26 protein-coding genes and 1 other RNA gene are annotated in these 25,091 nt (G+C 40.3%); 19 read left to right on the forward strand and 8 right to left on the reverse strand.

Annotation, left to right across the window (positions count from 1 at the left end; all coding sequences use genetic code 11):
- Nucleotides 1-59: 59 nt before the first annotated feature.
- The 3 genes from BLU33_RS14165 to BLU33_RS14175 all read left to right on the forward strand — a co-directional run bounded on the left by BLU33_RS14165 (nt 60) and on the right by BLU33_RS14175 (nt 2,682).
- A complete protein-coding gene (locus tag BLU33_RS14165; protein WP_091374040.1) occupies nt 60-1,034 on the forward strand; it encodes a polyprenyl synthetase family protein in 975 nt (324 codons plus the stop codon).
- A 155-nt stretch (nt 1,035-1,189) separates the two neighbouring features.
- Complete coding sequence (locus tag BLU33_RS14170; protein ID WP_091374044.1) at nt 1,190-1,909, forward strand: hypothetical protein; 720 nt, start codon at nt 1,190-1,192, stop codon at nt 1,907-1,909.
- Between the two features lie 29 nt (nt 1,910-1,938).
- On the forward strand, nt 1,939-2,682 hold the full coding sequence (locus tag BLU33_RS14175) for an energy transducer TonB (protein WP_091374047.1): 744 nt from the start codon (nt 1,939-1,941) through the stop codon (nt 2,680-2,682).
- Between the two features lie 100 nt (nt 2,683-2,782).
- Here BLU33_RS14175 and rpmA read toward each other — a convergent pair whose 3' ends face one another.
- From rpmA to BLU33_RS14195, 4 genes are all read right to left on the reverse strand, one after another.
- On the reverse strand, nt 2,783-3,223 hold the full coding sequence (gene rpmA / locus BLU33_RS14180) for a 50S ribosomal protein L27 (RefSeq protein WP_091374051.1): 441 nt from the start codon (nt 3,221-3,223) through the stop codon (nt 2,783-2,785).
- A gap of 49 nt (nt 3,224-3,272) precedes the next feature.
- A complete protein-coding gene (gene rplU / locus BLU33_RS14185; RefSeq protein ID WP_091374057.1) occupies nt 3,273-3,581 on the reverse strand; it encodes a 50S ribosomal protein L21 in 309 nt (102 codons plus the stop codon).
- Nucleotides 3,582-3,654: 73 nt separating this feature from the next.
- Entirely contained in the window at nt 3,655-4,164 is a 510-nt protein-coding gene (locus tag BLU33_RS14190; protein WP_232009288.1) for a hypothetical protein, read from the reverse strand.
- A gap of 35 nt (nt 4,165-4,199) precedes the next feature.
- Nucleotides 4,200-5,591 (reverse strand): dicarboxylate/amino acid:cation symporter, encoded by a 1,392-nt coding sequence (locus BLU33_RS14195; protein WP_091374071.1) that lies wholly within the window; start codon nt 5,589-5,591, stop codon nt 4,200-4,202.
- Between the two features lie 62 nt (nt 5,592-5,653).
- Here BLU33_RS14195 and BLU33_RS14200 point away from each other — a divergent pair, with 62 nt between their 5' ends.
- Genes BLU33_RS14200 through BLU33_RS14215 form a run of 4 tightly spaced genes read left to right on the forward strand, consistent with a single transcriptional unit; the run spans nt 5,654 to nt 7,843 of the window.
- The gene (locus BLU33_RS14200) at nt 5,654-6,181 is read left to right on the forward strand and encodes a hypothetical protein (protein WP_091374073.1); all 528 of its coding nucleotides are present in this window, start codon (nt 5,654-5,656) and stop codon (nt 6,179-6,181) included.
- A 43-nt stretch (nt 6,182-6,224) separates the two neighbouring features.
- Nucleotides 6,225-6,725: an RNA polymerase sigma factor gene (locus tag BLU33_RS14205; protein ID WP_091374076.1), complete on the forward strand. Its 501-nt coding sequence runs from the start codon at nt 6,225-6,227 to the stop codon at nt 6,723-6,725.
- Nucleotides 6,712-7,302 carry a hypothetical protein gene (locus tag BLU33_RS14210; RefSeq protein WP_091374080.1) on the forward strand — a complete coding sequence of 197 codons (591 nt, stop codon included), beginning with the start codon at nt 6,712-6,714 and terminating at the stop codon, nt 7,300-7,302. The genes BLU33_RS14205 and BLU33_RS14210 overlap by 14 nt, the downstream gene beginning before the upstream one ends.
- Before the next feature lie 28 nt (nt 7,303-7,330).
- Nucleotides 7,331-7,843 (forward strand): GNAT family N-acetyltransferase, encoded by a 513-nt coding sequence (locus tag BLU33_RS14215; protein WP_091374082.1) that lies wholly within the window; start codon nt 7,331-7,333, stop codon nt 7,841-7,843.
- An 80-nt stretch (nt 7,844-7,923) separates the two neighbouring features.
- On the opposite strand, the gene BLU33_RS14220 is transcribed toward BLU33_RS14215, so the two are convergent.
- Both BLU33_RS14220 and dinB read right to left on the reverse strand, forming a co-directional pair.
- Nucleotides 7,924-8,469, reverse strand: coding sequence for an REP-associated tyrosine transposase (locus BLU33_RS14220; RefSeq protein WP_091374084.1), 546 nt, complete (start codon nt 8,467-8,469; stop codon nt 7,924-7,926).
- A gap of 91 nt (nt 8,470-8,560) precedes the next feature.
- A complete protein-coding gene (gene dinB / locus BLU33_RS14225; protein WP_091374086.1) occupies nt 8,561-9,745 on the reverse strand; it encodes a DNA polymerase IV in 1,185 nt (394 codons plus the stop codon).
- Between the two features lie 72 nt (nt 9,746-9,817).
- Here dinB and BLU33_RS14230 point away from each other — a divergent pair, with 72 nt between their 5' ends.
- From BLU33_RS14230 to BLU33_RS14290, 12 genes are all read left to right on the forward strand, one after another.
- Nucleotides 9,818-10,438 (forward strand): 2'-5' RNA ligase family protein, encoded by a 621-nt coding sequence (locus BLU33_RS14230; RefSeq protein WP_091374088.1) that lies wholly within the window; start codon nt 9,818-9,820, stop codon nt 10,436-10,438.
- 763 nt (nt 10,439-11,201) lie between these two features.
- Nucleotides 11,202-11,301: signal recognition particle sRNA small type (gene ffs, locus BLU33_RS14240), an RNA gene on the forward strand.
- A 136-nt stretch (nt 11,302-11,437) separates the two neighbouring features.
- Entirely contained in the window at nt 11,438-12,043 is a 606-nt protein-coding gene (locus BLU33_RS14245; RefSeq protein ID WP_091374094.1) for a hypothetical protein, read from the forward strand.
- A gap of 45 nt (nt 12,044-12,088) precedes the next feature.
- On the forward strand, nt 12,089-14,146 hold the full coding sequence (locus BLU33_RS14250) for a M3 family metallopeptidase (protein ID WP_091374097.1): 2,058 nt from the start codon (nt 12,089-12,091) through the stop codon (nt 14,144-14,146).
- Between the two features lie 142 nt (nt 14,147-14,288).
- Nucleotides 14,289-15,254 carry a YpdA family putative bacillithiol disulfide reductase gene (locus tag BLU33_RS14255; protein ID WP_091380563.1) on the forward strand — a complete coding sequence of 322 codons (966 nt, stop codon included), beginning with the start codon at nt 14,289-14,291 and terminating at the stop codon, nt 15,252-15,254.
- Nucleotides 15,255-15,663: 409 nt separating this feature from the next.
- Entirely contained in the window at nt 15,664-16,311 is a 648-nt protein-coding gene (locus BLU33_RS14260) for an N-acetyltransferase (RefSeq protein WP_091374099.1), read from the forward strand.
- 109 nt (nt 16,312-16,420) lie between these two features.
- Nucleotides 16,421-17,614 carry an argininosuccinate synthase gene (gene argG / locus BLU33_RS14265; RefSeq protein ID WP_091374106.1) on the forward strand — a complete coding sequence of 398 codons (1,194 nt, stop codon included), beginning with the start codon at nt 16,421-16,423 and terminating at the stop codon, nt 17,612-17,614.
- A 1-nt stretch (nt 17,615) separates the two neighbouring features.
- A complete protein-coding gene (locus BLU33_RS14270; protein WP_091374109.1) occupies nt 17,616-17,972 on the forward strand; it encodes a cupin domain-containing protein in 357 nt (118 codons plus the stop codon).
- 37 nt (nt 17,973-18,009) lie between these two features.
- Nucleotides 18,010-19,041 carry an N-acetyl-gamma-glutamyl-phosphate reductase gene (argC, locus tag BLU33_RS14275; protein ID WP_091374112.1) on the forward strand — a complete coding sequence of 344 codons (1,032 nt, stop codon included), beginning with the start codon at nt 18,010-18,012 and terminating at the stop codon, nt 19,039-19,041.
- A gap of 130 nt (nt 19,042-19,171) precedes the next feature.
- Entirely contained in the window at nt 19,172-20,317 is a 1,146-nt protein-coding gene (locus tag BLU33_RS14280; protein WP_091374115.1) for an aspartate aminotransferase family protein, read from the forward strand.
- A 108-nt stretch (nt 20,318-20,425) separates the two neighbouring features.
- Nucleotides 20,426-21,373: an N-acetylornithine carbamoyltransferase gene (locus tag BLU33_RS14285; RefSeq protein ID WP_091374118.1), complete on the forward strand. Its 948-nt coding sequence runs from the start codon at nt 20,426-20,428 to the stop codon at nt 21,371-21,373.
- A 51-nt stretch (nt 21,374-21,424) separates the two neighbouring features.
- Entirely contained in the window at nt 21,425-22,036 is a 612-nt protein-coding gene (locus BLU33_RS14290) for an FMN-binding negative transcriptional regulator (protein WP_091374122.1), read from the forward strand.
- A 7-nt stretch (nt 22,037-22,043) separates the two neighbouring features.
- On the opposite strand, the gene BLU33_RS14295 is transcribed toward BLU33_RS14290, so the two are convergent.
- Entirely contained in the window at nt 22,044-23,282 is a 1,239-nt protein-coding gene (locus BLU33_RS14295; RefSeq protein ID WP_091374125.1) for a cation:proton antiporter, read from the reverse strand.
- Between the two features lie 129 nt (nt 23,283-23,411).
- Entirely contained in the window at nt 23,412-24,710 is a 1,299-nt protein-coding gene (locus BLU33_RS14300; RefSeq protein ID WP_091374128.1) for an NAD(P)/FAD-dependent oxidoreductase, read from the reverse strand.
- Between the last annotated feature and the right edge of the window lie 381 nt (nt 24,711-25,091).

The following is a 25,091-nucleotide window of genomic DNA, read 5'->3' on the forward strand; positions in this document are numbered from 1 at the left end:
ATGAGTGATTTTAAAATTCAGTCATTCACTAAATCACTCATTCACTAATTATAAAACACATGAATAAACTTAGTGATTTACAGCAGATGATCAGCGATGCGGTTAATGAATTAACCTATCCTGAGCATCCTGGTCAGCTTTACGAACCTATAAGTTATATATTATCATTGGGCGGCAAACGCATGCGCCCTGCCCTGTTGCTAATGGCCTGCGAGCTATTTGGCGGCGATGTTACCAAGGCTATTTCGCCTGCATTGGCTATTGAAGTATTCCACAATTTCACGCTGATGCATGATGATATTATGGATAATGCCCCCCTGCGCCGCGGCAAAACTACGGTACACGAAAAATGGAACCAGAATGTAGGTATCCTATCGGGCGACGTAATGCTGATTGAAGGCTATAAGCTGATGATGCAGGTTGATAACAGTATTTTGCGCCAGGTACTCGATATTTTTAATGAAACTGCTGTGGGGGTGTGTGAAGGTCAACAGATTGACATGGAGTTTGAGCAGCAGCATGATGTGCGCATTGATGAATACATCAACATGATACGCCTTAAAACCGCTGTAGTGCTTGGTGGCGCCCTCAGGATTGGCGCGCTGATAGGTGGAGCTCCTGCAAAGGATGCAGCCCTGTTAAGCACTTTTGGCGAACAATTGGGCATAGCCTTCCAATTACAGGATGATATACTGGATGTTTACGGCGACCCGGAAAAATTCGGCAAGTTGGTTGGCGGTGATATCATATCCAACAAAAAAACATACTTGCTTATAAAAGCCCTTGAACTGGCAAAAGGCGAAGATGCTGCTGAACTGAGCAATTTGATAAATGCAACGAAATTTGATAACACCGAAAAGGTTGCAGCCGTAACCCGCATATACAATTCCCTGCAAATAAGGCAATATGCCGAGGAAGCCATGCAAGCATACGCCGATAACGCGTTTAATGCCCTCGAGCAGATCAATTTACCCGAAGACCATAAGCAATACCTGCACGATTTTGCAGATGGTTTGCTGGTGAGGGAGAATTAATATCACATCATATCACTTCCCCCCTCTTGTCATTTCGAACGATAGAGAGAAATCTTCTGCAATTAGCATATTCGCATTGCGTCTTTTAGAAAATTTCTCTCTATCGTTCGAAATGACATAGCTATTTGATTAAACAGAATTAATATCTTTAGCTCATGGAACACGAGATCATTGGCCATACAAAAAAGGCTATTAAAGTAATGAAATCGCATGATAAGCCTTTTAAGGAAAAGACTAAGGAAATTATCATTGAAATACTCATTATTGTATTTGCAGTAAGCTTTGCCGCATTAATAGAGCGCACCCGCGAACATTACAAGGAAAAAGCTGAAGCCAAAGAATTTCTGATAGGCCTTAAAGGCGACCTTCGAGATGAGATAAACATGCTGCAGCAAAGCAAAAAAGATATGGACTCCACAAGGAGTAATTATACCATGGTTATGAAGTTAAAAGGATCAGACGTAGATAGCCTCGAAAATACTCACATAAAAAGGTCGTTTAACATTGCCAGTTTTAACACGCGTATAGTTAATGGGCGTTATGATGGCTTTAAATCAAGCGGAAAAATACAGACCATTGAAAATGATTCGTTAAGAAATGATATACTGGAATTTTATCAGCAGGATTTACCAACGCTTGATTTTACAGAAAACGCATTTAATGATAATCAAAAGAGGCTGACAGACCTGCTCATCAACAATTCAGACGTAATGGGCGATAAACCTGTTGATATTATAAGGTTGCTGGCATCTTATCGGGGTAAGTTGATACTTCAGTTTGCTATTGGTTATTCAAAATCAGTAGCAAGCAATTACGATCAGTGTTTAGAGCAAGCCAAAAAGATAAAGGCGGAAATTGAAAGTGAATATCAGTAGTGTCAATTAACATTTGATATATTTATGGGATGAAAAAACCTTTACTTGTCCTATTAATTCTACTAGCAGCCATAACCTCAAAAGCACAAAACACACAAAAAGATAGTATATATGTTACTATTGAGAATCCACCAGAGTTCAAAAAAGGCGATTTTTTAACCTTTGCAGCCCAAAATATCCTTTACCCTGCCAGCGCGGTAAAGGATCATATCCAGGGTAAAGTATTTGTTCAATTTATAATTCAAAAAGATGGAAAACTTAGCGATGCTAAAATAGTACGTTCTGTTTCCCCTGATATTGATGCTGAAGCATTAAGAGTAGTAAATAGTTCACCACCCTGGAAACCCGGGATACAAAATGGCCGACCCGTTCCTGTTAGTTTTACTATTCCCATTACGTTTCGGTTGAACTTACCGGCTCAGAAAGTAGACAGTTCAGTTTTACTCAAAACTAATACGAGTAGTAATGATACGACTATCTATAAAAAAACGGACGTAGAACCCGAATTTCCAGGTGGTTTAATGAGGTTTTTTACTGGATACATCCGGAATAATGAAAAAAGTAAAAATAATGAAGGTACAGTAAGAGTGGCTTTTGTAATAGAAAAAGATGGCAGTCTAACTAATATTAGGATTACTCAAAGCTTGTCTGAAAGCGCAGATAAGGAGGTGATACGATTAATTACCCAATCACCAAAATGGGCACCAGCAATGCAGAATGGTAAACCAGTGCGTGTGCAGTTTAGTTGTCCAATTTATTTTCCTGCCAGATAACACGTTAACGCGTATCTTATTATAACTGGTGTAACTTGTTTTAACAAAAAAAGCCCCGACCAATAAGATCAGGGCTTTAATGTTTTATGCGGATCGCTAATTACTCAGCAGCAGGAGCTTCTGCTTCTTCAGCAGTATCAGCTTTCTTTGCTTTTGGTGCAGCTTTCTTTGCTTTTGGTGCTTCTTCAGTAGCTTCAACCTCAGCAACTGGTGCTGGCGCTGCTACTGCTTTAGGCTCAGCTTTTGCTTTTGGAGCAGGTGCTGCTACTTCAGCAACCGGTGCAGCTTCCAATGGTAATACTGATACGTATGAACGGTTATCAGCTTTCTTTTTGAAAGTTACAATACCTTCAGCTAAAGCGAATAAGGTATGGTCTCTGCCGATACCTACGTTTAAACCTGGATTGTGTTTAGTACCACGCTGACGAACGATGATGTTACCTGCGATTGCCGGCTGACCACCGAAGATCTTGATACCTAAACGCTTGCTATGTGACTCGCGGCCGTTTCTGGAACTACCGGCCCCTTTTTTGTGTGCCATTTTTGATATTTTTATGGAACCGCTTGCGCCGCTCCTGTTTAAATCTTAATTATAATGTGATACCTGTGATCTCTATTTTGGTGAATTGCTGGCGGTGACCATTTTTCTTTTTGTAACCTTTTCTTCTTTTCTTTTTGAAGATGATCACTTTATCACCCTTTAAATGAGACACGATCTTAGCTGATACTTTAGCGCTTTTCAAATCAGAACCTAATTTGAATTTACCTTCGTTTTCTGCTAACAATACATTGTCAAATTCAATACTAGCGCCTTCATCTCCCTGTAAACGGTGTACAAAGATCTGCTGGTCTTTTGCAACTTTGAATTGCTGTCCGGCTATACTTACTATTGCGTACATGTGTTTGTTAATTATTGTTTTAAAATTCGAGGTGCAAATATAGGGATTGCTTATATAAAAAGCAACACGTAATTTATTTTATTTCACGGCCTTCTGCATCGTCCAAAACCTTCTGTATCTGCTTTATTAACTCTTCATTAGCATCTTTAAGTTTAGGGTCGCCATCAAAGCCGGCATCATACAACACTGTTTTACTCTTGCGTTTATAGTTAAACTCTATCAGATAATGTGGCGAAACTACGCCTTTCTTCTTCAGTGAATCATTCACCTCAACTGCCGGGAAGTTCCAAAAACCCATCTCAGCTGCGGCACGGTGTATTAATAAAAAATCGTCGCTGCGCAGGTGCAGGTGTTTTTTTATTAAGGAGTCATGCGCGTTCAGGTACTGATATTCGCCTGTTCTTGAGTCATATTTATTAACCAGGCTATCGCCATTACCGTATTGGAATACGACATACTCAAACTCACTAAACTTGTATGGCGCATTCTTTATCATCATACCATAATAGTACACACAGTATATTAAAAACGGCAGCGCAATACTTAGCGACAGGAATATCTTTTTTAAACTTTTCGACATCATGGGTTTTATAATTATTGAATTATAGAGTTATTGATTTATGTTAGATCGGCATCACTTGCTGCCAATTCGTTTTCCCACTTGCTTACTACTGCTGTGGCCATGGCGTTGCCTAATACGTTTGTTGCTGAACGGCCCATATCCAATAGCGGGTCAATACCTATTAATAGTGCTAAACCAGCCTCTGGGATATTGAACATACCTATCGTACCAGCTATTACCACCAATGAAGCGCGCGGCACACCGGCTACGCCTTTACTGGTTACCATCAATATTAATAGCATAGTTATTTCATGGGCGAAAGTTAAATGAATACCATAAGCCTGTGCTAAAAATATGGAGGCAAAGGTCATGTACATCATCGAGCCATCCAAATTAAACGAATAACCTAAAGGCAGTACAAAACTTACTATTTTACTACTGCATCCAAAACGCTCCAGTTCCAGTAATACTTTTGGATAGGCTGCTTCGCTGGTTGATGTGCCAAATGCTATCAGCATAGCGTCCTTTATGCGGTTCACCAACGTGAATGCTCTGTTACGCAATACAAAAAAGCCGGCCATTACAATGATGAGCCATAACATGATCAGCGAAAAATAAAACTCGCCTATAAATATGGCATAGGTGGATAATATGCCTAAACCTTGCTTTGCTATTACAGCAGTAATGGCACCAAACACTGCAAGCGGAGCCAACTTCATTACGTAGCCCGTTATTTTTAATATCACGTGGGCAATGGCATCCATTGCCTTTATAACTATCTCCCCTTTTTCGCCAATGGCAGCGGTTGCTACACCAAAGAATATGGAGAATACTACTATCTGCAGTATCTCGTTATTGGCCATCGCCTCAAAAAAGCTTTTTGGGAAAACGTGACCAATAAAGTCTTTTAATGATACTCCGGTTGCTTTAATATCTGTACCTAAATGGCTATCCGGCAGAGGCAGGTTCATGGCAGCGCCAGGTTTAAAAATATTTATCAGCAGCATACCTAATAGCAGCGAAACCAAAGTAGCACTTAAAAACCAGAGCAGTGTTTTGCCCCCTATCCTACCTACAGCTTTAATATCACCAACTTTGGCCACCCCAACTACCAGCGTTGTAAATACCAGCGGACCAACGATCATTTTTATCAGTCTTAAGAAGATATCGCTTAAAATGGTGAAGCCCTCCAGCTTATCATCACGCAGCGAATCATTTTTACTGCGGATAACTGCCTGGGCTGCCTTTTGTACTTTGAGGGATCTGTAATCGACAGTGGTAGTATCTTTTAAAGTAAGCAAACGCGTACTGATACTTTTAATATTGGCATCAGCATTGCTTATCTTATTATTAATTTCGCCTATTACATGTACATTGTAAATGTACCCGGCTACTACACCCAAAATAAGTGCAATAAAAATATAAAGGGTGAGTTTGCTTTTGTGCATTTACTTTAATGGAGGGCGCAAAACTACAAAATTTAGTTATTTTGCTGAAATATATATAGGGCATGAGCATTACTACCTACGGTTTACAGGATATTAAAAAAGAGATACAGCATTTAAGCCCCCTGCAAATGGCTGAACTATGCTTACGCCTTGCCCGTTATAAAAAAGAGAACAAGGAACTGCTGGCCTACTTATTGTTTGAGGCAGATAACGAAGCCGGCTTTGTGGAGAAGATAAAAGCTGAAGCGGGTTTTATGTTTAGTCAGCTGCCGGTACAGAGTTATAATGCGGCTAAAAGCATGCGCAAAATATTAAGGTTGCTGAGCAAGTACACGAAATTTATGGGTTCAAAAGAGGCGGAGATAGATCTGTTGCTTAATTTTTGCACCAATTATATTCAATATGGCGACAGAAAATCTTCATACAAACCGTTAAGATTAATTTTAATCAGACAAATTATAAAGGTTAAAACTTTAATTGGTAAGTTGCACGAGGATATGCAATTTGATTTTAGCGAGAGCTATAATACCATGCTTAGCGAAGCGGAAGCAAAATTTCCGTGGATGAATAAGAATGATTACTTGTTGTAACAAATAGTATAAACCTACATCTAAATATAAATTAACTGAATAAGTGGCCGACAATAAAGAAGCAGCATTTAAGGAAATATTTGAAGCTAATTCAAAAAAGATTTACCATTTGTGCTATGGCTACACCGGGGATGATGATGCTGCGAACGACCTTTTACAGGAAACATTTTTAAAAGTTTGGCAAAATTTGGATAAGTTCCGTAACCAGGCGCTTATTTCAACATGGATATACCGTATTGCGGTAAATACCTGCCTTACTTATCTGCGATCAGAAAAAAGACAAGGCAAAGAGGAGCTTACACCGCTGATAGCGGAAACAAAAGGAGAGGAATTTTCAGAGAAAAATGAGCAGGTAGCACTGCTTTATAAGTGTATATCGAAGTTGGAAGAATCAGAGAGAATAATTATTACGCTGGTGCTTGATGAAGTACCGTACCCTGAAATTGCGGAAGTTTCCGGTATATCCGAAGGAAATCTGCGGGTTAAAATTCATCGTATTAAACAGAAACTAACAGAATTATACAACCAGTATGAAAGACTTTGATCATTTAATGTCTGTTTGGCAAGCGCAGCCAAAACAAGATCAGCTTTCGGTGGACGAGGTGCTGAAACAGGTAAAGAAGGGAATTAGGAGTATCACCAGTCAGTTGTATTGGGGCGTAGTGGCAATGATTGCCATGCTGGCGCTTACCTTTTTCATACTGTTCTTTTTTGTATTCCAATCATGGTTAACGTATGTAGGCATTATTATTATGCTGGTAACCATGCTATTGTATGCCGTTATGATCATCCGGAATTACCGCATATTAAATAAACGCGATGCCACTATTAACCCAACTGAATATTTGCAGGATTTAAAAGAATATCAAAAAAAGCGGGCAAAAATTGTAGGCTGGTTTTATTACCTGTATGTATTGCTGATTAGCCTGGGCCTATCACTTTATTTTGTTGAGGTACTTAAAGGCGCTACTATATACTATAAAATAGCGGTTTATGGCCTTACCATTATCTGGATCTTCTTTTTAACGTTTTACTACAAAAAACGAATCTTCAAGAACGAAGAAGAAAAGCTTAACCTCATTATTGAAAAACTGGAACGCTTGCAGGGGCAGTTTGAATAAAAAGATTTGTTGATCTGAGAATTTGAATATGATCATTAAAAAAGTTTTCGCTACAGATATTGATATGCTTGTTTCGTTTAGTCGGAAAACTTTCTTCGATGCTTTTTTTCATCTGAACAAGCCCGAGGATATAGAAGCTTATGCATCCGTAGCTTTTAGTACTGATAAATTACTCACGGAGATTAATAATCCTGATTCTGCGTTCTATTTTGCTTTGTTAGACAATGAAATAGTTGGCTATATTAAAATCAACTATGCATCAGCTCAAACTGAATTTAAGGATAAAAATGCAGTAGAGGTTGAACGCATTTATGTATTATCAAGCGCCCAGGGCAAACAAATAGGTAAACAGTTTTTAGATTTTGCTGAAGATCTAGCTAAAAAAGATAATCTGCAATACATATGGCTTGGCGTTTGGGATAACAACCATAATGCTATCCGTTTTTATGAACGCCATGGTTTTAAAGCATTTAGCACTCATGATTTTTTCCTGGGAGATGACCATCAAACGGATTTGTTGATGCGGAAAGAATTGAAATAATAAAAGCTATTGCTGCCGCGAGTTTAGCGCAGCGTAACTCGTGGTGCAGCATTGTTTAAGCTTTCAGCTTAAATAACAAACTACAACAAAACAATATCAATCAACCCTTTACCATCTGCATAATCCCTCGCACTACTATATAAATAATGCTCCGGCTCATCAACCCAACCGGCAGTAACCGGATTATTATGTACATAATCAAGCTTTTGATCCATCACATCATTACTATATAACTCGATAGGATGATTGCCCTGTTGCCAAAACTGATATTGCTCATTATTTGGATTAAGTTTACCTTCCCGTTCAAAAAACCACAACATCCATTCGCGCCTGCTTTCCAGTGTATTTTCATTGATGGCTTTAATCAGCGTTTTTGAAGTATGCCTTTTCATATCTCTTAAAATATCATGCAGAGGCTTATCTCTTGTCCCGATAATCATATGTACATGATTACTCATAATAACCCAGGCATATACTTCAAGTCCTTTATTTGCAATGCAGAATTTGATGCTGTCAACAAGAATATCTTTGTATAATCTTCTGGTAAATACATCTATCCATCTTATAACTGAAAAGGTTACGAAATGGAGATTTTCTTTATTGCGGAATTTGTAATTACTGCTCATATTTTAATGGTTTTCATTTTTAAGCTGGAAGCTTTTGCCATGCTGCACCACGAGTTACGCTGCGCTAAACTCGCGGCAGCAATTAATATTTTTAATCTTTCAAAAACGGGTTAAAATTCCTTGTACCAATTTCCATACCTGCAGCGCGGCAAACAGTTTTATCGCCGAATTTAAAGTTGATCCTGTCCATGGCCTGGTAAAGCCTGATGCGCTCCTCATTATCTTCAAACAGGTTTATCTGGTAACTGCCGGTTGTAAGCTGACTAAGCCTCACCCCTATCAATCTTATTGACCGGCTTTGGTTCCAGGCTTTACTGAGCAGATTTTTTATTCCGGGTATCATGATATGCTCGGCAGCTGTGAGCGGTATTTTTTCCTGCTGGGTATGCGTTTCAAAATTCCCGTAACGGATCTTTATTGCCAGGCATGATGCCAGCTTATTTTCACGGCGGAGTTTGCCCGCTAATTCCTCCGTCATGGAGATAATGACCGTTTCCAGCGTTTTTTTATCTGATACATTATCATTAAAGGTATGCTCGGTTGAGATGGATTTCCGGTCTGAGTGCGGCACGATCTCACCAGAATCAATCCCCCTGGCCTTTTCCCATATCCAAGTGCCCGCTTTACCAAAAACCGTTTCCAAAAACCGTAACTCAACACGTTGCAAGTCACCAATTTTTTCGAGGCCGTAAGCGTAAAGTTTATTACAGGTGCTTTCACCTAAACCGGGGATGGCGGAGATAGGCAATGGCGCCAAAAACTCCAGTTCTTTGCCATGCGGCACAAATATTTGCCCATTAGGTTTGGCTTTATTGGTTGCCATTTTGGCCAGGGTTTTGCCAGATGCCATGCCGAATGAGATAGGCAAGCCGGTTTCCTTAATGATCCTCTGCCTAAGTTGCGATGCCAGTTTATACGGCTCATAAAAGCGTTCGGTACCGCTCAGGTCGATGTAAAATTCATCAATAGATGATTTTTGATAAAGTGGCACGGCATCATGAATGATCTGTGTAACCTGCCGCGATGCTTCTGAATATCTGTCATGGCTTCCATGTATCACAATAGCATCCGGACAAAGCTTTAACGCCTGTTTAGTTGGCATAGCCGAATGAACCCCAAACTTGCGCGTTTCATAACTGCATGATGCCACTACCCCTCGCTCTGCCGAACCACTGATAATCACAGGCTTGCCGATCAGTTCCGGGTTGAACTTTCGCTCAACCGAAACGAAGAACGAATCAAGGTCGATATGTACAATATACCTTTTGGCAGCCATCGCACAAAGATGAAAAAAGATTTGATATTTTGCTAATTTTATTAGCAATTTTGAATTATAAATTGAATCATTATGACTGGCTATAAAGACTATATGATCATACTATCGCCGCCTGCACTTATTAACGAGCATGTAAAAAAGTTCAGGCAAAGCAGTGCGAGGCTTATCGGCAATTTTGAAGGCATGCATGGCAAAGCGCATATCACCCTAAAACAATTGCCCCGGCAAAAACCATTCTGGACAGAACCCTTATTTGCACAACTGGAAAAGGAGCTATCGCTGATAGAACCCATCACCCTGCAAATTAATGGCTTCGCTACATTTTTGCCTACGGATTTCACCACTATTTATGCCGCCATCAGGTCGACACCAGGCATGGAGGATTGGTTTAAACGTCTAAGAAAATGCCTGAGCGAAAAGAAAGCCGTGCCTCATATCACCATCGCCCGGCAAATACCCAATGAATTGGCCAAAAAGCTATGGCCCAAGTTTAAGGACCGCCCCTGGACCGATGAGTTTGAGATTAACCGCCTCACCATACTCCAAAGAGAAACCTATGGCTATGATAAAGTATGGAAGCATTACAGGGATATCACTTTTAGAGGTGATGCCAGGTTGAATGTGTTGATGGATAAAAAGAAAGTGATTCGTAGTGTTGATAATGTGGATGAGAACCAGATTAGTTTGTTTTGATAATACCTGCTCTGTCTAATGAGTCGCTTGGTGTCGCTCATAGCCGCTAGGGCCTATTTCTTTTGTCTTGATACAAAAGAAACAAAAAATCAAGTCAGCAGAAATGCTTCTTTGCCGCACAAGGCCATTGCCCTGCAAATCAGGCAAAACCTGGGCTGCTATATTTTTACCCTGCTGTCGCTACGCACTTTGGCCTTTGCGCTTCTGTAAAAATCTGCTATGCCCTGCCACGCTCAAGGCCACCATCGTTTTGCCTGATTTCATCTGAAGCTGTTCTACTGACGGAGGAAGATGCCTCACCCAACACTCTCCAAAGGAGAGGGCTCTAATTGAAACGTAATTAAAAGCGGGTAAAGGCCCGACAAAAAGCGCGGGACTGGGTGTTTTGCCTGTGGGTGGAAGGATCTTTTTGTCTTGACTTTTTGGTTCTTTTGTGTCAAGACAAAAGAACTAGTGTCGTGTCAATCATAAAATGTCGCTAGTCATGAGCCTAAAGTCTTGAGTCAAAATTCAAAAAGAACGAAATATGGCTTTAGACTTACGACTAAAGACTGTTGACATGACACTAGGGCTCCGCGCCCATGAGCGGCTTCACATGATAGGTAAACACGAGTACAAGCAGTCTTGCACAGTCGGGGATTGCTTCGCTCCTCGCAATGACGTGTGCAGAGATTGATACTTTATACCAAATGATAATCAACCCCTTACTCATTTTTTAACAATTTATTAACCGCTAACCAACAGTTTTCCTATATTTGCGCCGGGGTAAGTCTTTTACGGCCAGCTCCTCTTGAACTCCCCCAGGGTGGGAACGCAGCAAGGGTAGAGAGTTGTAGCGGCGCGATAAAAGTAGCTTACCCTTTTTATTTTAACCCAATTTGTCCATCAGTCGGGCAATCAAAATATCAAAAAGCTATTTGTCATCAGGCAGATAGCTTTTTTGTTTTCTTAAGCGTCGTATTTAGTATATTCATTCACTTATTGTACAGACAGATTGTAATGAAAATATTCTACTTAATTATTATGCCCGTTTTTTTAAACCTATCTATAACAAAGGCTCAAAACAATTCTGGAGATAGCATTAAAACTAAAGCAGAAAAATTAAAGCACTTATATGTACTTTCTACAGCATCTTCCAGCGACATGAAAGATGTATATAAACAACAATTTTTCGATGAATTTCCAAATACGTTTAAAGGACTAAATGATTTATATGGGTATGAAAATAGTAAACCTGCTATATTGTATTTTGAAAGTGCAGCACATATTTTGGAATTATTCAATAACCTTCAAAATATAAATGATACACTCTATTACAAGAAAATCATTTCAATAGCTATCAATGGTCATTGGGATGCTGATGCTGTAAATTATTTCCAGCATGGTTTAAGAAATAGAACCGAATTCAAACCTGAACTTATTGTATATATCCTTAAAAGTTTGCCAGAAGAGCAGATTAAAAGTTTTTGGTATTTTTATTTTGATGGAGTTCATCCGAAAAAAGAAATTGCCGATTCTTTACTAAAAATAAAATCAATTGATAATAAAGTATATACACTAATGCTGGCAGCGCATCAAGAAATATTAAATCAACCCAAAGAATAAAATCTTTTATATTCGCCATACTATTTTAAGTTACTGACCATCAAAATGAAGATCACTAAAAAACTGGGTATATTACTGAGCATCATACCCTTTGCTGTATCAGCACAAAACCCCAGGTTAACCAATCCACTGCTGGTTCATTCCAATGCCCCTATCGAGTTTAATAAAGTAAACGCACAGGTGATAAAGGATGCTGTATCAAGCGTAATTAAGGTTACTGACGCACGTGTTAAAACCCTTGTAGCTATACCTGCAGCAAAAAAAACTATTGCCAATACTTTAATGGGCTTTGATGGATTGAGCTATGACCTTAGCGACCTGGGTGCTAAACTAAGTGTTATCGCTTCAACTTATGCTGATGATGCTACCCGTAACGCTGCTAATGATCAGAGCCAGGTACTGGGCTCATATGGCAGCGACCTGTATTTAAATGAGGGTTTATATAAAGCGCTTAAAGCTTTTTCGCTATCAGCAACTGCAAAAACGTTATCGCCAACTCAACATAAATTTTTAAAGGAAACCATTATCGCCTTTGAGATCAACGGCATGAAGCTGGATCAAAAAGGCCGCGCCAACTTGAAAGTTATAAATGATAAACTGATCAGTTTTGGTAACCAATTCGACAGGAACATAGCCGAATCTAAAGACAGCATTGAGTTTTCATTAACAGATCTGCAAGGTATACCAGAGGCATACGTAACTCCATGGAAACGTGTAAATGGCCGCTACATGGTAAGGATAAATGGCCCAAATTACATTAACATTTTAAAATTTGGCGATGTGGAGGCTACCCGTAAGGCTATGTACCTCAAATATCAGAACCGTGCATATCCTGCAAATATGGCTACTATGGATAGCTTGTTCTCTTATCGCCAAAAACTAGCCGACCAGCTTGGTTATAAAACTTATGCTGAATATGCATTAGTTACCAAAATGGCAGGAAAACCGGTTACAGTATGGTCTTTTTTAGATGATCTGAAAGATAAGCTAACTCCGCATGTAGGCCCGGAGCTGGATCAGCTGAAAGAGTTGAAAAAAGAACAGCAGCCAAACGATCCTGCTGTAATATATGCCTGGGATATCGGCTATTACAGCAACAAACTACTTGATACAAAATACAAGCTGAATACCGAACTGGTAAGGCAGTATTTCGAGATGAATAATACCATACAGGGTATGTTTACTGTGTACCAAAAGCTATTTAACATCCAAATACACGAAATAAAAGGCTTACCGGTATGGGATCCCAAGATTAAATCATACGAACTGGATATGGACGGCAAAAAAATGGGAACCTTTTTCCTTGACCTTTACCCCCGCCCTAACAAATACACGCACTTTGAAACTGCTCCAATCTCAACCTATCGCATAGCAAATGGTAAAGAAATATTGCCGGTTGGTACGCTGATCTGTAATTTCCCGGAAGGTACAACAACAGAGCCATCATTGCTTGACCATAGTGATGTGATCACCATGTTCCATGAGTTTGGCCATTTGATCCATTTCCTGCTTTGTCATCCGGTTATAAACAGTCAGCTGGCATTTGGTGTAAAGGGCGACTTTGTTGAAGCACCATCGCAATTCCTTGAAAACTTCTGCTGGAATTATGATGTATTAAAACTATTCGCCAAAAATTACAAAACCGGCGAGATATTGCCTAAATCACTTTTTGACAAGATGAAAGTCGCGCAAAATGCCGGCGTAAGTATCCAATACATCAGGCAGGTATCATTAGCCATGATCGATTTTACTTTTGAGGATCGTTTCAATACTATTAAAGCCGGAGGTATTGACCAGGTTGAAAAAGACCTGTGGACCATGAACCAAACACCATATCCGGAAGGCAGTCACTTTATCTGTAGCTTTGGTCACCTGAATGGCTATGGTGCAAACTATTATGGTTATTTATGGTCGAAAGTATACGCCCAGGATATTTTCTCCGTTTTTGAACAGCATGGCGTGTTGGATCAGGCTACAGGTGTAAGATACCGTAAAGAGATATTACAGGAAGGCGCCCAGGAAGATGAAATGGCTATGTTAAGGCACTTTTTAGGCAGAGAGCCTAATTCAAAAGCGTTTTTGAAATCATTGGGGATAAAATAAATAACAACTAATTCAATGTCATCCCGAACTTGTTTCGGGATCTCACACGCTTAGTCACCCGCATGCTGTAAACCCGGCATGTGGGGTGCTGAAACAAGTTCAGCATGACATGAAGTTAATATATAATAAAAATATCTATCTAATGCTCGATATACTCATAATAGGCGGTGGCCCGATAGGAATAGCATGCGGACTGGCCGCAAAAAAGGCTGGCTTAAGCTACCTGATAGTTGAAAAAGGCTGCCTGGTAAATTCATTATACAACTATCCCTCTACCATGACCTTCTTTTCCACTTCGGAAAAACTGGAGATCGGCGGGATTCCTTTTGTTACCATCAGCAACAAGCCGGTGCGAGCCGAAGCGTTGGAATATTACCGCAGGGTGGCTACATCGAACCATATGCCCATCAAATTATTTGAAGAGGTAACGGGTATTATTAAAGAGGATGATGGTTACACGATTACGACCACCAAAGCTACTTATCAGGCTAAAAACGTGATTGTTTCAACGGGGTTTTATGATATTCCTGTAAACCTCGGTATTCCGGGGGAAGACTTGCCTAAAGTGAAGCATTACTATAAAGACCCCAATTACTATGCTATGCAAAAGGTGGTGGTAGTGGGCTCCAGCAACTCGGCAATTGATGTGGCTTTGGAAACTTACCGCAAAGGCGCCGAAGTTACTTTGGTGATCCGTGACAATGAGGTGAGCAGCCGGGTTAAATATTGGATAAGGCCTGATATTATCAACCGGATAAAAGAAGGCAGTATAACGGCTTATTTCAACTCTAACCTGCAAGCCATACGCGAACATGAAGTGGATATTGAAACACCCCATGGCACTATAACCATCCCAAATGATTTTGTGATGGCGATGACAGGTTATAAACCCAATTTCGCCTTCCTGAAAAAGATGGGCATTATATTATCAGAAGATAAATTCGCTCCTCAATATAATCCTGAAACCATGGAAAGCAATGTACCCGGCATGTATTTGGCAGGTGTAGTAGTGGGCGGAATGGATACGCATTTGTGGTTCATCGAAAACTCGCGCATACATGCTGATATGATCATTGATGATATTGTGGCTAAAAGAGTGAATGGTTGAGTGGTTTTAGCTTCATACATCCTTTTTTAATGCAAGTCCTGTGATTGGGCTAAACGTAGAGATTTAAACACCATATTTATTTAATGTAACTTCATCGTAACTAAATCATATTTTTCTTGCATAAATAAAAATTAATGTAAACTTTTGCAGTAAATTAAAAAAACGCAAAAAATGAGTCAGCAAAGCTTATATAAGGTAGTGATCAGAACAAAATTTGTTCAGGTTGCCGCTGCTTTGTTTACAACTGTCTTCGTTATTTCTCCATCACGACGAAGGCTATTTATGCCCCGGGTTTAATTTCACCATCCCAACAAACCCAAATGAAGTTTAAACTAAACTTCTTCCAAAAAAACCATCTAAATAATTACGGCTGCATGGCCAATAATTTAACGGTAATTTTTCTACACTAATGACTATACAAGATTTTGACATACAAGTTGCCACAGCACAACACGTTGATTACGCCCAGCAGATATGCGATGAAATGGCTGAATCAGCAAAGGCGCGTGGCACAGGCATAGCGCAGCGCTCTCCTGAGTACGTTGCTAATAAAATGCTGGAAGGCAAAGCAGTTATCGCCTTACACAAAGACGGTACCTGGGCAGGTTTTTGCTACATTGAGACATGGAGCCATGGCGATTTCGTAGCCAATTCGGGACTTATTGTTAACCCGCAATTCAGAAAAGTGGGATTGGCAAAGGCCATCAAGCATAAAATATTCGAATTATCGCGCAGCACATACCCTGAGGCAAAACTATTTGGTTTAACCACAGGCCTGGCGGTAATGAAGATAAACTCAGAGCTGGGCTATGAACCTGTAACCTATTCAGAGCTTACGCAGGACGAGGATTTCTGGAAAGGCTGCAAGAGCTGTGTTAACTATGATATCCTGACCAGCAAAGAGCGCAAAAACTGCATGTGCACCGCCATGTTGTTCGATCCGGTTGAAAAGGCTAAGCAAATAGAAGAAAAAACAAAGGAAATGTCTCGCAAGGCAACACTATTTGAGCGCATTGAGAACGCGATAAAGAGCTTTAGTCAAACGGATAAAGGCTAAAAAAGTTCATGTTAATTGGGCTTATAAGAGAATTAGAGAGAATTCATAAAATTATATAACAGGAAAGCAAAAAGCTTTAGACTTTCAGCTTTCCGCTTTTAGCTAACAAATGAAGAAAAAAGTAGTATTAGCATACAGCGGCGGTTTAGATACCTCATTTTGCTGTATATATTTAACACAGGATTTGGGTTACGAAGTGCACTCGGTAATTGTAAACACCGGTGGTTTCAGCGATGAAGAGCTTAAGGGGGTTGAAGAGCGCGCTTACAAAATGGGCGTTACCTCGCACCATGTGGTTGATGAAACAGAGAACTTCTACAACACTTGTGTTAAGTATTTGATATACGGTAATGTGTTAAAAAACAACACCTACCCGCTTTCAGTAAGTGCTGAGCGCGTAAGCCAGGCAACTGCTATTGCTAACTACGCGAAGGAAATAGGCGCTGAGTTTGTTGCACATGGTAGCACCGGAGCAGGTAACGACCAGGTACGTTTTGACATGATATTTAATATCCTGGTACCGGATGTACAGATCATCACCCCTATCCGCGATTTGAAATTAAGCCGCGAGGCTGAGATCCAATACCTGAAAGATCATGGTGTTGATATGAATTTTGAGAAAGCTAAATACTCTATCAACAAAGGTATCTGGGGTACATCAGTTGGTGGCAAGGAAACCCTTACCTCAAATTTAGGCTTGCCTGAAGATGCATGGCCTACACAGGTTAGCGAAACTGAGCCACGTAACATCGAATTGGAATTTGAGCAAGGCGCATTGGTTGCCATTGATGGTAAAAAATACGATCACCCAACCAAAGCTATTCAGGCTCTACAAGCTATTGCAGGGCCTTACGGCGTTGGCCGCGATATTCACGTAGGCGATACCATTATTGGTATCAAAGGCCGTGTAGGTTTTGAGGCTGCTGCTCCAATGGTAATCATCAAAGCGCATCATACATTAGAGAAACACGTACTAACCAAATGGCAGCTTTCATGGAAAGATCAATTGTCATCATTCTATGGCAACTGGTTGCATGAAGGTCAGTTCCATGACCCTATCATGCGCAATATCGAGGCATTTTTAACTGATACACAGTTAAATGTAAGCGGTAAAGTGTTTGTACAATTGCATCCATACAGATTCCAGGTTATTGGTATTGAATCAGATCATGATCTAATGTCGAACAAATTTGGCACTTATGGCGAAATGAACAACTCATGGAGTGGTGAGGATGTAAAAGGTTTCTCCAAAATATTTGGCAACCAGGTAATGATCTATCATAAAGTAAACAACCACGAATAATATGGAGAACCCCATTTTTTCAAAAAGCGAATGCTTGAGCCATTATAAATGGGGAGACGATTGTTATGGCTGGAATTTTATTGATACCGATGCGTTATCGGTAAAACAGGAGTTAATGCCTCCAGATACTGCTGAACAGCTGCACTATCATGAAAGATCTTCACAAGTGTTTTTCATTTTAAAAGGCAGGGCAACTTTTAATATTGATGGAGTGATCAGCGTTTTAAAACCTGAGCAGGGAATAGAAATTAAACCCGGCCAAAAGCACTTCATCAGCAATAAAGAAAACAGCGACCTGGAATTTATTTTATACTCAACACCATCTACAAAGGGTGACCGAATAAATTTAACCCCCTAACCCCCTAAAGGGGGAATTTAAAACTCAAGAGATTGAAATGAGCGACAATAACAATATAAAAGATGCAATCACTCCCCCTTCAGGGGGCCGGGGGGTTAGAGCCGGAATTATTGGCGGTGCAGGTTATACCGGCGGCGAAATGCTGCGGATACTGGTTAACCACCCCAATGTAGATATCGTTTTTGTGAACAGCAAAAGCAATACCGGCAACTATATATACGAGGTACATACCGATCTTTTTGGCGATACCGACCTGAAATTTACAGGCGAACTATCAAACGATATTGATGTATTGTTCCTGTGCGTTGGGCATGGCGATGCCAAGAAGTTTTTGGCGGAAAATGATATACCTGATACAGTAAAGATCATCGACTTAAGCCAGGACTTCCGTTTAAGTCAAAATTCAAAAGTAAAAAGTAAAAATTTCACTTACGGTTTGCCCGAGTTGAATCGTGAAAGCATCAAAACCGCCGATAATATTGCTAACCCTGGTTGTTTTGCGTCGTGCCTGCAATTAGGCTTATTGCCATTGGCTGCAAACGCGCAGTTAAACAGCGAGGTGCATATCACTGCAACAACCGGTTCAACCGGCGCGGGACAGAGCCCGTCAGCTACTACGCACTTTACATGGCGTAATGATAACTTATCGGTTTACAAGGCATTTGACCACCAGCATTTAGGTGAGATAGGGCAATCGCTAAACCAACTGCAACCTGGTTTTGGACAGACTTTAAACTTCATCCCCTATCGTGGCGATTACACCCGCGGCATTATCGCATCTATTTATTTAGATAGCGACCTTACCGAGGCCGAAGCATTAAAGTTATACGAGGATTATTATGCAGCACATCCGTTTACGCATGTAACCTCGCGCAATATCGACCTTAAACAAATTGTGAACACCAACAAATGCTTTATACAGGTTAAAAAACATGGCAATAAATTATTTATTATCAGCATATTAGATAATTTATTAAAAGGAGCATCAGGCCAGGCGGTGCAGAACATGAACTTACTATTCGGTTTGGAGGAAACAGCGGGCTTGCGACTCAAAGCCATTGGGTTCTAAAAAAAATACAGGTCATGCTGAATTTATTTCAGCATCCCACAAGCAGTTTACTGTGTAAGTGAGATCCCGAAACAAGTTCGGGATGACGGATTGAGATAATTGATTAACGATTGACTAATAACTTACTACTATGAAATTATTTGATGTTTATCCTATCAACCATATAAACATAACCAACGGAAAAGGCAGTTTAGTTTATGACGACAAGGGAACTGAGTACCTTGACCTTTACGGCGGTCATGCTGTAATATCTATTGGCCATACTAACCCGCATTATGTAAAGCGCCTGGAAGACCAGTTACACCAGATCGGGTTCTACTCAAACTCTATCGAAATACCTTTGCAGAAGCAACTGGCTGAAAAGCTGGGTAAAGTTTCAGGTAAAGAAGATTATCAATTATTCCTGTGTAATTCAGGTGCCGAGGCTAATGAGAACGCGCTGAAACTGGCATCGTTTTACAATGGCAAAAAGAAAGTGATCGCGTTCCGTAATGCATTCCATGGTCGTACCTCACTGGCGGTTGCAGTTACTGATAACCCAAAAATAGTTGCCCCGGTAAATGAAACTGATAACGTAATATTTGTACCATGGCAGGATGAAGCCGCTTTAGAGCAGGCTTTTGCTGAAAATGATATCTCTTCGGTAATTATTGAAGGCATACAGGGCGTTGGTGGTATCAGGGTGGCAAGCGAAGGCTTCTTACAAAAGATCCGTTCATTATGCGACCAATATAACGCTGTTTTCATAGCTGATTCCGTACAATGTGGCTATGGCCGTACAGGAAAATTCTTCTCCCATGATTTTGCCGGCATCAATGCCGACATCTATAGCATGGCTAAAGGAATGGGCAATGGCTTCCCTATCGGCGGTATTATTATATCGCCAAAAATATTGCCGGCTTATGGTATGTTGGGCACTACATTTGGTGGCAACCATTTGGCTTGTGCTGCCGGTTTAGCTGTGTTAGAGGTAATGGAGCAGGATAACCTGATGCAAAACGCGGCCGAAGTTGGCGGCTACCTCATCAGCGAGCTTAAGAAATTTAAAGAAGTTAAAGAAGTACGCGGTCGCGGATTAATGATAGGTATTGAACTGCCTGCCGAGCTGGCTAATGCCCGTAAGGACCTGCTTTTCAAGCACCATATTTTTACCGGTGAGGCTAAGCCAAACGTGATCAGGCTTTTACCTGCGCTTAACTTAACCAAAGCACATGCTGATAGATTTTTAGAAGCATTTACTACTGTACTGAACGAAAACGTCTTGTCATTTCGATGAGGAACGAAGAGAAACCTTCTGCGACTTGCGTTTCCGCTTTGCACGGCGCAAAAGATTTCTCGCTATCGCTCGAAATGACATTGAGTATTTATAATATAATTAGGGCTAATGAAACTATTTTCTTCTGTTAATGATGTAACCGACATCAATGCACTTGTTGCTGAGGCTTTAAAATTGAAGCAAAATCCATATGCAAACCAGGACCTGGGTAAAAACAAAACCTTAGGGCTTGTTTTCTTGAACCCAAGCTTGCGTACCCGCATGAGCACCCAAAAGGCTGCCTTAAATTTAGGCATGAACGTAATGGTGCTCAACATGGATAAGGAAGGATGGGCTTTAGAACTGCAGGACGGCGCCATAATGAACGGCAGTAGTGTAGAACACATCCGCGAAGCAGCTGCTGTCCTGGGCCAGTATGTGGACATTATCGGCGTGCGTTCATTCCCGGGGTTGAAGAACAGAGCAGAAGATTATAACGAAGAGGTATTTAACAAGTTTGTAAAATATTGCGGTGTGCCGGTGGTGAGTTTAGAATCGGCCACGCGCCACCCTTTACAGAGCCTTGCCGATTTGGTTACTATTGAAGAACTAAAGACTAAGCCACGCCCGAAAGTGGTATTAACATGGGCGCCACATATTAAACTATTGCCGCAGGCTGTACCCAATTCATTTGCTGAATGGATGTGCAAGGCCGATGTTGATTTTACTATAGCCCATCCTAAAGGCTATGAGCTGAATACCGATTTTACACAAGGCGCTACTATCACCCATAACCAGGATGAGGCTCTAGCCGGTGCTGATTTCATCTACGTAAAAAACTGGTCGGCTTATGAGCCATATGGCAAGGTATTGCCGGGCAATGAAGATTGGATGCTGACCAACAAAAAATTGGGAATTACTGATAATGCCAAAGTAATGCACTGCCTGCCTGTACGGCGTAACCTGGAACTATCTGATGAAATATTAGACGGCCCAAATTCTCTTGTGGTACATGAAGCCGGCAACCGTGTTTGGGCAGCGCAAGCTGTGTTAAAAACCATGTTGGAGAGTTTGTAGGTTGATTAAGTTCTAAACGCATAATTCATCCTGATTAACTAAATTCATACCATGTATATCCCGTCATTTAATGCTTTTCCCGATAAGCAGGAAGTTATCAGCTTTATGCAGAAGTATAGTTTCGGTACAATTGTAACTTCGGTTAACAATCTGCCTTTTGCTACGCATCTGCCTTTTTTGGTAGAGCTTAAGGATGACCAGGTAATGATCTCTTCGCACTTTGCTAAAGCAAACCCGCAGTCGAAGGATATTTTGAATAATGATATATTGGTGATCTTCACGGAGCCACACGCCTATATCTCCCCCAAAAACTACGAAAAAGAGGCTAATGTACCCACCTGGAACTATATAGCGGTACATGCTTATGGTAAGGCACGTTTACTGGAAACCGAACAGGAACACCTGAACCTGCTGGAACATACCATAAAAACTTATGAAGCTGATTATTTTGACCAGTGGATGCAGTTACCATATGAATACCGATCGAAAATGATAAAGGGTATTACCGGGTTTGAAATTGTGGTTACCGATCTTCAGGCGAAAAGCAAACTGAGTCAGAACAGGTCTGCTGCAGAAAAGCAAAACATCATAAACACATTAGGCAAAAGTGAATCTGAAAGCGAGCGAGAGATTGCCGCGTATATGGCTTCGTTGAAAAAGTAATCGTGCTTTATTTTTTAAACGATGCATCAATAAGCTTATTTAAGGTTAACCCCTGCACTATAATGGAGAATATCACTATAAAATAGCTTCCGGCGAGGATGATATACTTATAGGGCGATGCTGGTAACGACAATGCCAGCGCGATAGATACGCCACCCCGCAGGCCTGCCCAGGTTAATATATTTACACTGCTATAGTTTACTTTTAATGATCGCCTTAAAAAGGTTAATGGCAGCATAATACTTAGCCAACGGGCAATCAGCAAAAGAATGATCGCTATACCGCCTATCAACCAGTAATGATCAAGATAAGGTATGATGAGCATTTGCAGGCCTATCATCATGAATAAAACAGTGTTCAGCATCTCATCTATCAGTTCCCAAAAGCTTTCGAGGGTATGGTGCGTATTTTCTGTATCATCTTTATTGATGGAGCTATTCCCCGCAAACAAACCTGCTGATACTACTGCCAGCGGAACGGATAAATGGAAATAAGTTCCTGCAGCAGAAAGCCCCATTACCAACGCAAGCGAGATCAATACTATAGTTTGAAAATCAGTTATTGATTTCATTAACCGAAAGGCAATAAAACCCATAACAATACCCAATGCAACGCCACCGCCAACTTCTTTTAAAAACAATAAGCCCGTTTTACTTATATCAAAATTACTGGTGCCTGATTGGGCAATTTCAAGTATGGTGATAAAAAGCACTATACCTATCCCGTCATTAAATAATGATTCGCCCGAAATAATGGTTTCTAAATTTTGTGGCAGTTTGGATCCTTTTATAACGGCAGCTACTGCAACCGGGTCGGTTGGTGAAATCAATGCGCCAAACAAAAGGCAGTATATCAACGGTATATGCAAATTAAAAAGGAGCGTAACCCCATAAAACAATCCACCAAAAATATTTGCCGATATAATAACCCCTATTGTGCTAAGTACAAATACCGGGAGCATTTCCTTTTTCAGCCTTTGATTATTCAAATTGAATGACCCTGCAAAAAGCAAAAAGCCCAGCATTATATTTAATACAGCTCCGGGGAAATCAACATCTTTTGCTAACGTGGCCAGATGATGTGCTGCATCCGGGTTCAGCCTATCAATAATTAGGGTAATTACCGAAATACATATGGCTATGCTTATAATACCAATAGCACCGGGCAACTTTATAAAGCGCTCATTAATATATGAGCAAGCAGCGCCTAATGTTACCAGTAACGTTAATATGATAAACAGATCCATAATTATTGTTTAGAATTAAGAGTCAAGATACAAGAGTTAAGAATCAGGAAATTGTATATCACCTGCAATATGATTTTTATTTTCTTATCTTAATTCTTGACTCTTATATCTTGATTCTATCTTCAAATACTATTTAGCAACAGGCTCTGTCATCATGGTTTCGGTATCAAAGTACCTTACCACTAAACGGTTGTCGCTATTTTTATTAAAATAATTCAGGAACCAGGTTAAGAACACATTGGTTTTATTACTAAAGCCTGCAAGCGTTAATATGTGCACAAAGCCCCATAACAGCCATGCTATAAAACCCTTAAAATGGAATGGCCCCAGATCAGCAACAGCTTTATTCCTGCCGATAGTTGCCAATGTCCCCTTATCCAGATACTTAAACGGCACAGTTGGCTCTCCTTTTAGCATATGCCTAATGTTTTTGGCCAGGTGCTCGCCCTGCTGCATGGCCACCGGTGCAACACCGGGCAGTCCGTTGGGATAATCAGCAGTTATCATAGCCGCAACATCTCCTATGGCAAAAATATCCTCATAACCCTCAACCTTGCTTATTTCGTTAGTCTGTATCCGGGTTCCTTTGGTGATGATCTCCTTGGGAACACCAGCAGGTACCTCTCCCCTTACACCTGCTGCCCAAAACACATTACGGGTTTTTATTACGGTGCCGTCATCAATCTTTAGCTCATAACCATCATAGCTTTGCACGTGTACGCTGTTATATATGGTTACCTCGCCCTTAGTTAAAGCCTTTTTAGCATAAGCCGATGCTTGTTCTGACATAGCGCCCAGCAATCTATCCTTACCCTCAACCAAATAAACACGCATGTGCTGCTTTTTTAAGCCATGATAATCCTTCATCAATATAAGCTGCCGCATTTCGGCCAAGGCACCGGTTAGTTCAACTCCGGTTGGGCCGCCGCCAACAACAACAAAGGTCATGAGCGCTTCACGTTCATCGTAAGTTTTGGTTACCAGCGCTTTTTCAAGGTTTTGGAGGATCAAGCTGCGCAGGTTCAATGCCTCCGGTATATTTTTCATCGGCATTGAATAATGCTCAATCTCCTTATTTCCAAAAAAGTTGGTGTCTGATCCTGTAGCTATTACCAGGTAATCATAGGTAATATCGCCAATATCGGTGCTTACTGTTTTGCTTTCCGGGTTTATCTTTTGTACATCAGCCAAAAAGAACCTGAAATTATCCTGCTTTGTAAATATCCGCCTGAGCGGAAAGCCAATAGAATCCGCCGGAATGGCCCCCATAGCTACCTGGTATAATAATGGCTGAAAGGTGTGATAGTTGTGCTTATCGAGCATCATCACTTTAACCGGTGCTTTTTTAAGGTTCTTAGCTAATTGTATTCCGCCAAAGCCACCGCCAATAATCAATACACGGGGTATGGTAGTAGTCTCTTTTTGCATATATTCTATTAAACAATAAAACTACCATTTGTTTATTAATTTAATAAACGCTCCCAAGTTTTTACAATAACATTAATTATGAATGATAATTATTAAAAACCTCCCATTTTAAAAAGCCCGATAAAGCATGTTAATTATTCATGCCGAAAGGGCTCTTTGTAAAAAAATCAATAAAAAATTAACATTACAGGCATTCCTTGGTATATTATATACTAAATCCATAGAATTTTGGTGAAATATGACATAAAATAAGCTAAAACATGTACTCATAAATATCATATCATTTATTTTTGCACGCCCATAAGGATATTATTATGTCATTTTGTTTGTTTTTTATAGAGAAATAAATAGAATTTATTAATTTTAAGCCTTATATTGTTC

Origin of the sequence: Mucilaginibacter mallensis, from assembly GCF_900105165.1 — a bacterium.
Lineage (GTDB): Bacteria > Bacteroidota > Bacteroidia > Sphingobacteriales > Sphingobacteriaceae > Mucilaginibacter > Mucilaginibacter mallensis.

Bases quoted from the DNA above. Each gene is read 5' to 3' on its own strand.
- BLU33_RS14165 (WP_091374040.1), top strand. From the start codon at position 60: ATGAATAAACTTAGTGATTTACAGCAGATGATCAGCGATGCGGTTAAT.
- BLU33_RS14170 (WP_091374044.1), top strand. From the start codon at position 1,190: ATGGAACACGAGATCATTGGCCATACAAAAAAGGCTATTAAAGTAATG.
- BLU33_RS14175 (WP_091374047.1), top strand. From the start codon at position 1,939: ATGAAAAAACCTTTACTTGTCCTATTAATTCTACTAGCAGCCATAACC.
- rpmA (WP_091374051.1), bottom strand. From the start codon at position 3,223: ATGGCACACAAAAAAGGGGCCGGTAGTTCCAGAAACGGCCGCGAGTCA.
- rplU (WP_091374057.1), bottom strand. From the start codon at position 3,581: ATGTACGCAATAGTAAGTATAGCCGGACAGCAATTCAAAGTTGCAAAA.
- BLU33_RS14190 (WP_232009288.1), bottom strand. From the start codon at position 4,164: ATGATGTCGAAAAGTTTAAAAAAGATATTCCTGTCGCTAAGTATTGCG.
- BLU33_RS14195 (WP_091374071.1), bottom strand. From the start codon at position 5,591: ATGCACAAAAGCAAACTCACCCTTTATATTTTTATTGCACTTATTTTG.
- BLU33_RS14200 (WP_091374073.1), top strand. From the start codon at position 5,654: ATGAGCATTACTACCTACGGTTTACAGGATATTAAAAAAGAGATACAG.
- BLU33_RS14210 (WP_091374080.1), top strand. From the start codon at position 6,712: ATGAAAGACTTTGATCATTTAATGTCTGTTTGGCAAGCGCAGCCAAAA.
- BLU33_RS14215 (WP_091374082.1), top strand. From the start codon at position 7,331: ATGATCATTAAAAAAGTTTTCGCTACAGATATTGATATGCTTGTTTCG.
- BLU33_RS14220 (WP_091374084.1), bottom strand. From the start codon at position 8,469: ATGAGCAGTAATTACAAATTCCGCAATAAAGAAAATCTCCATTTCGTA.
- dinB (WP_091374086.1), bottom strand. From the start codon at position 9,745: ATGGCTGCCAAAAGGTATATTGTACATATCGACCTTGATTCGTTCTTC.
- BLU33_RS14230 (WP_091374088.1), top strand. From the start codon at position 9,818: ATGACTGGCTATAAAGACTATATGATCATACTATCGCCGCCTGCACTT.
- BLU33_RS14245 (WP_091374094.1), top strand. From the start codon at position 11,438: ATGAAAATATTCTACTTAATTATTATGCCCGTTTTTTTAAACCTATCT.
- BLU33_RS14250 (WP_091374097.1), top strand. From the start codon at position 12,089: ATGAAGATCACTAAAAAACTGGGTATATTACTGAGCATCATACCCTTT.
- BLU33_RS14255 (WP_091380563.1), top strand. From the start codon at position 14,289: ATGCTCGATATACTCATAATAGGCGGTGGCCCGATAGGAATAGCATGC.
- BLU33_RS14260 (WP_091374099.1), top strand. From the start codon at position 15,664: ATGACTATACAAGATTTTGACATACAAGTTGCCACAGCACAACACGTT.
- argG (WP_091374106.1), top strand. From the start codon at position 16,421: ATGAAGAAAAAAGTAGTATTAGCATACAGCGGCGGTTTAGATACCTCA.
- BLU33_RS14270 (WP_091374109.1), top strand. From the start codon at position 17,616: ATGGAGAACCCCATTTTTTCAAAAAGCGAATGCTTGAGCCATTATAAA.
- argC (WP_091374112.1), top strand. From the start codon at position 18,010: ATGAGCGACAATAACAATATAAAAGATGCAATCACTCCCCCTTCAGGG.
- BLU33_RS14280 (WP_091374115.1), top strand. From the start codon at position 19,172: ATGAAATTATTTGATGTTTATCCTATCAACCATATAAACATAACCAAC.
- BLU33_RS14285 (WP_091374118.1), top strand. From the start codon at position 20,426: ATGAAACTATTTTCTTCTGTTAATGATGTAACCGACATCAATGCACTT.
- BLU33_RS14290 (WP_091374122.1), top strand. From the start codon at position 21,425: ATGTATATCCCGTCATTTAATGCTTTTCCCGATAAGCAGGAAGTTATC.
- BLU33_RS14295 (WP_091374125.1), bottom strand. From the start codon at position 23,282: ATGGATCTGTTTATCATATTAACGTTACTGGTAACATTAGGCGCTGCT.
- BLU33_RS14300 (WP_091374128.1), bottom strand. From the start codon at position 24,710: ATGCAAAAAGAGACTACTACCATACCCCGTGTATTGATTATTGGCGGT.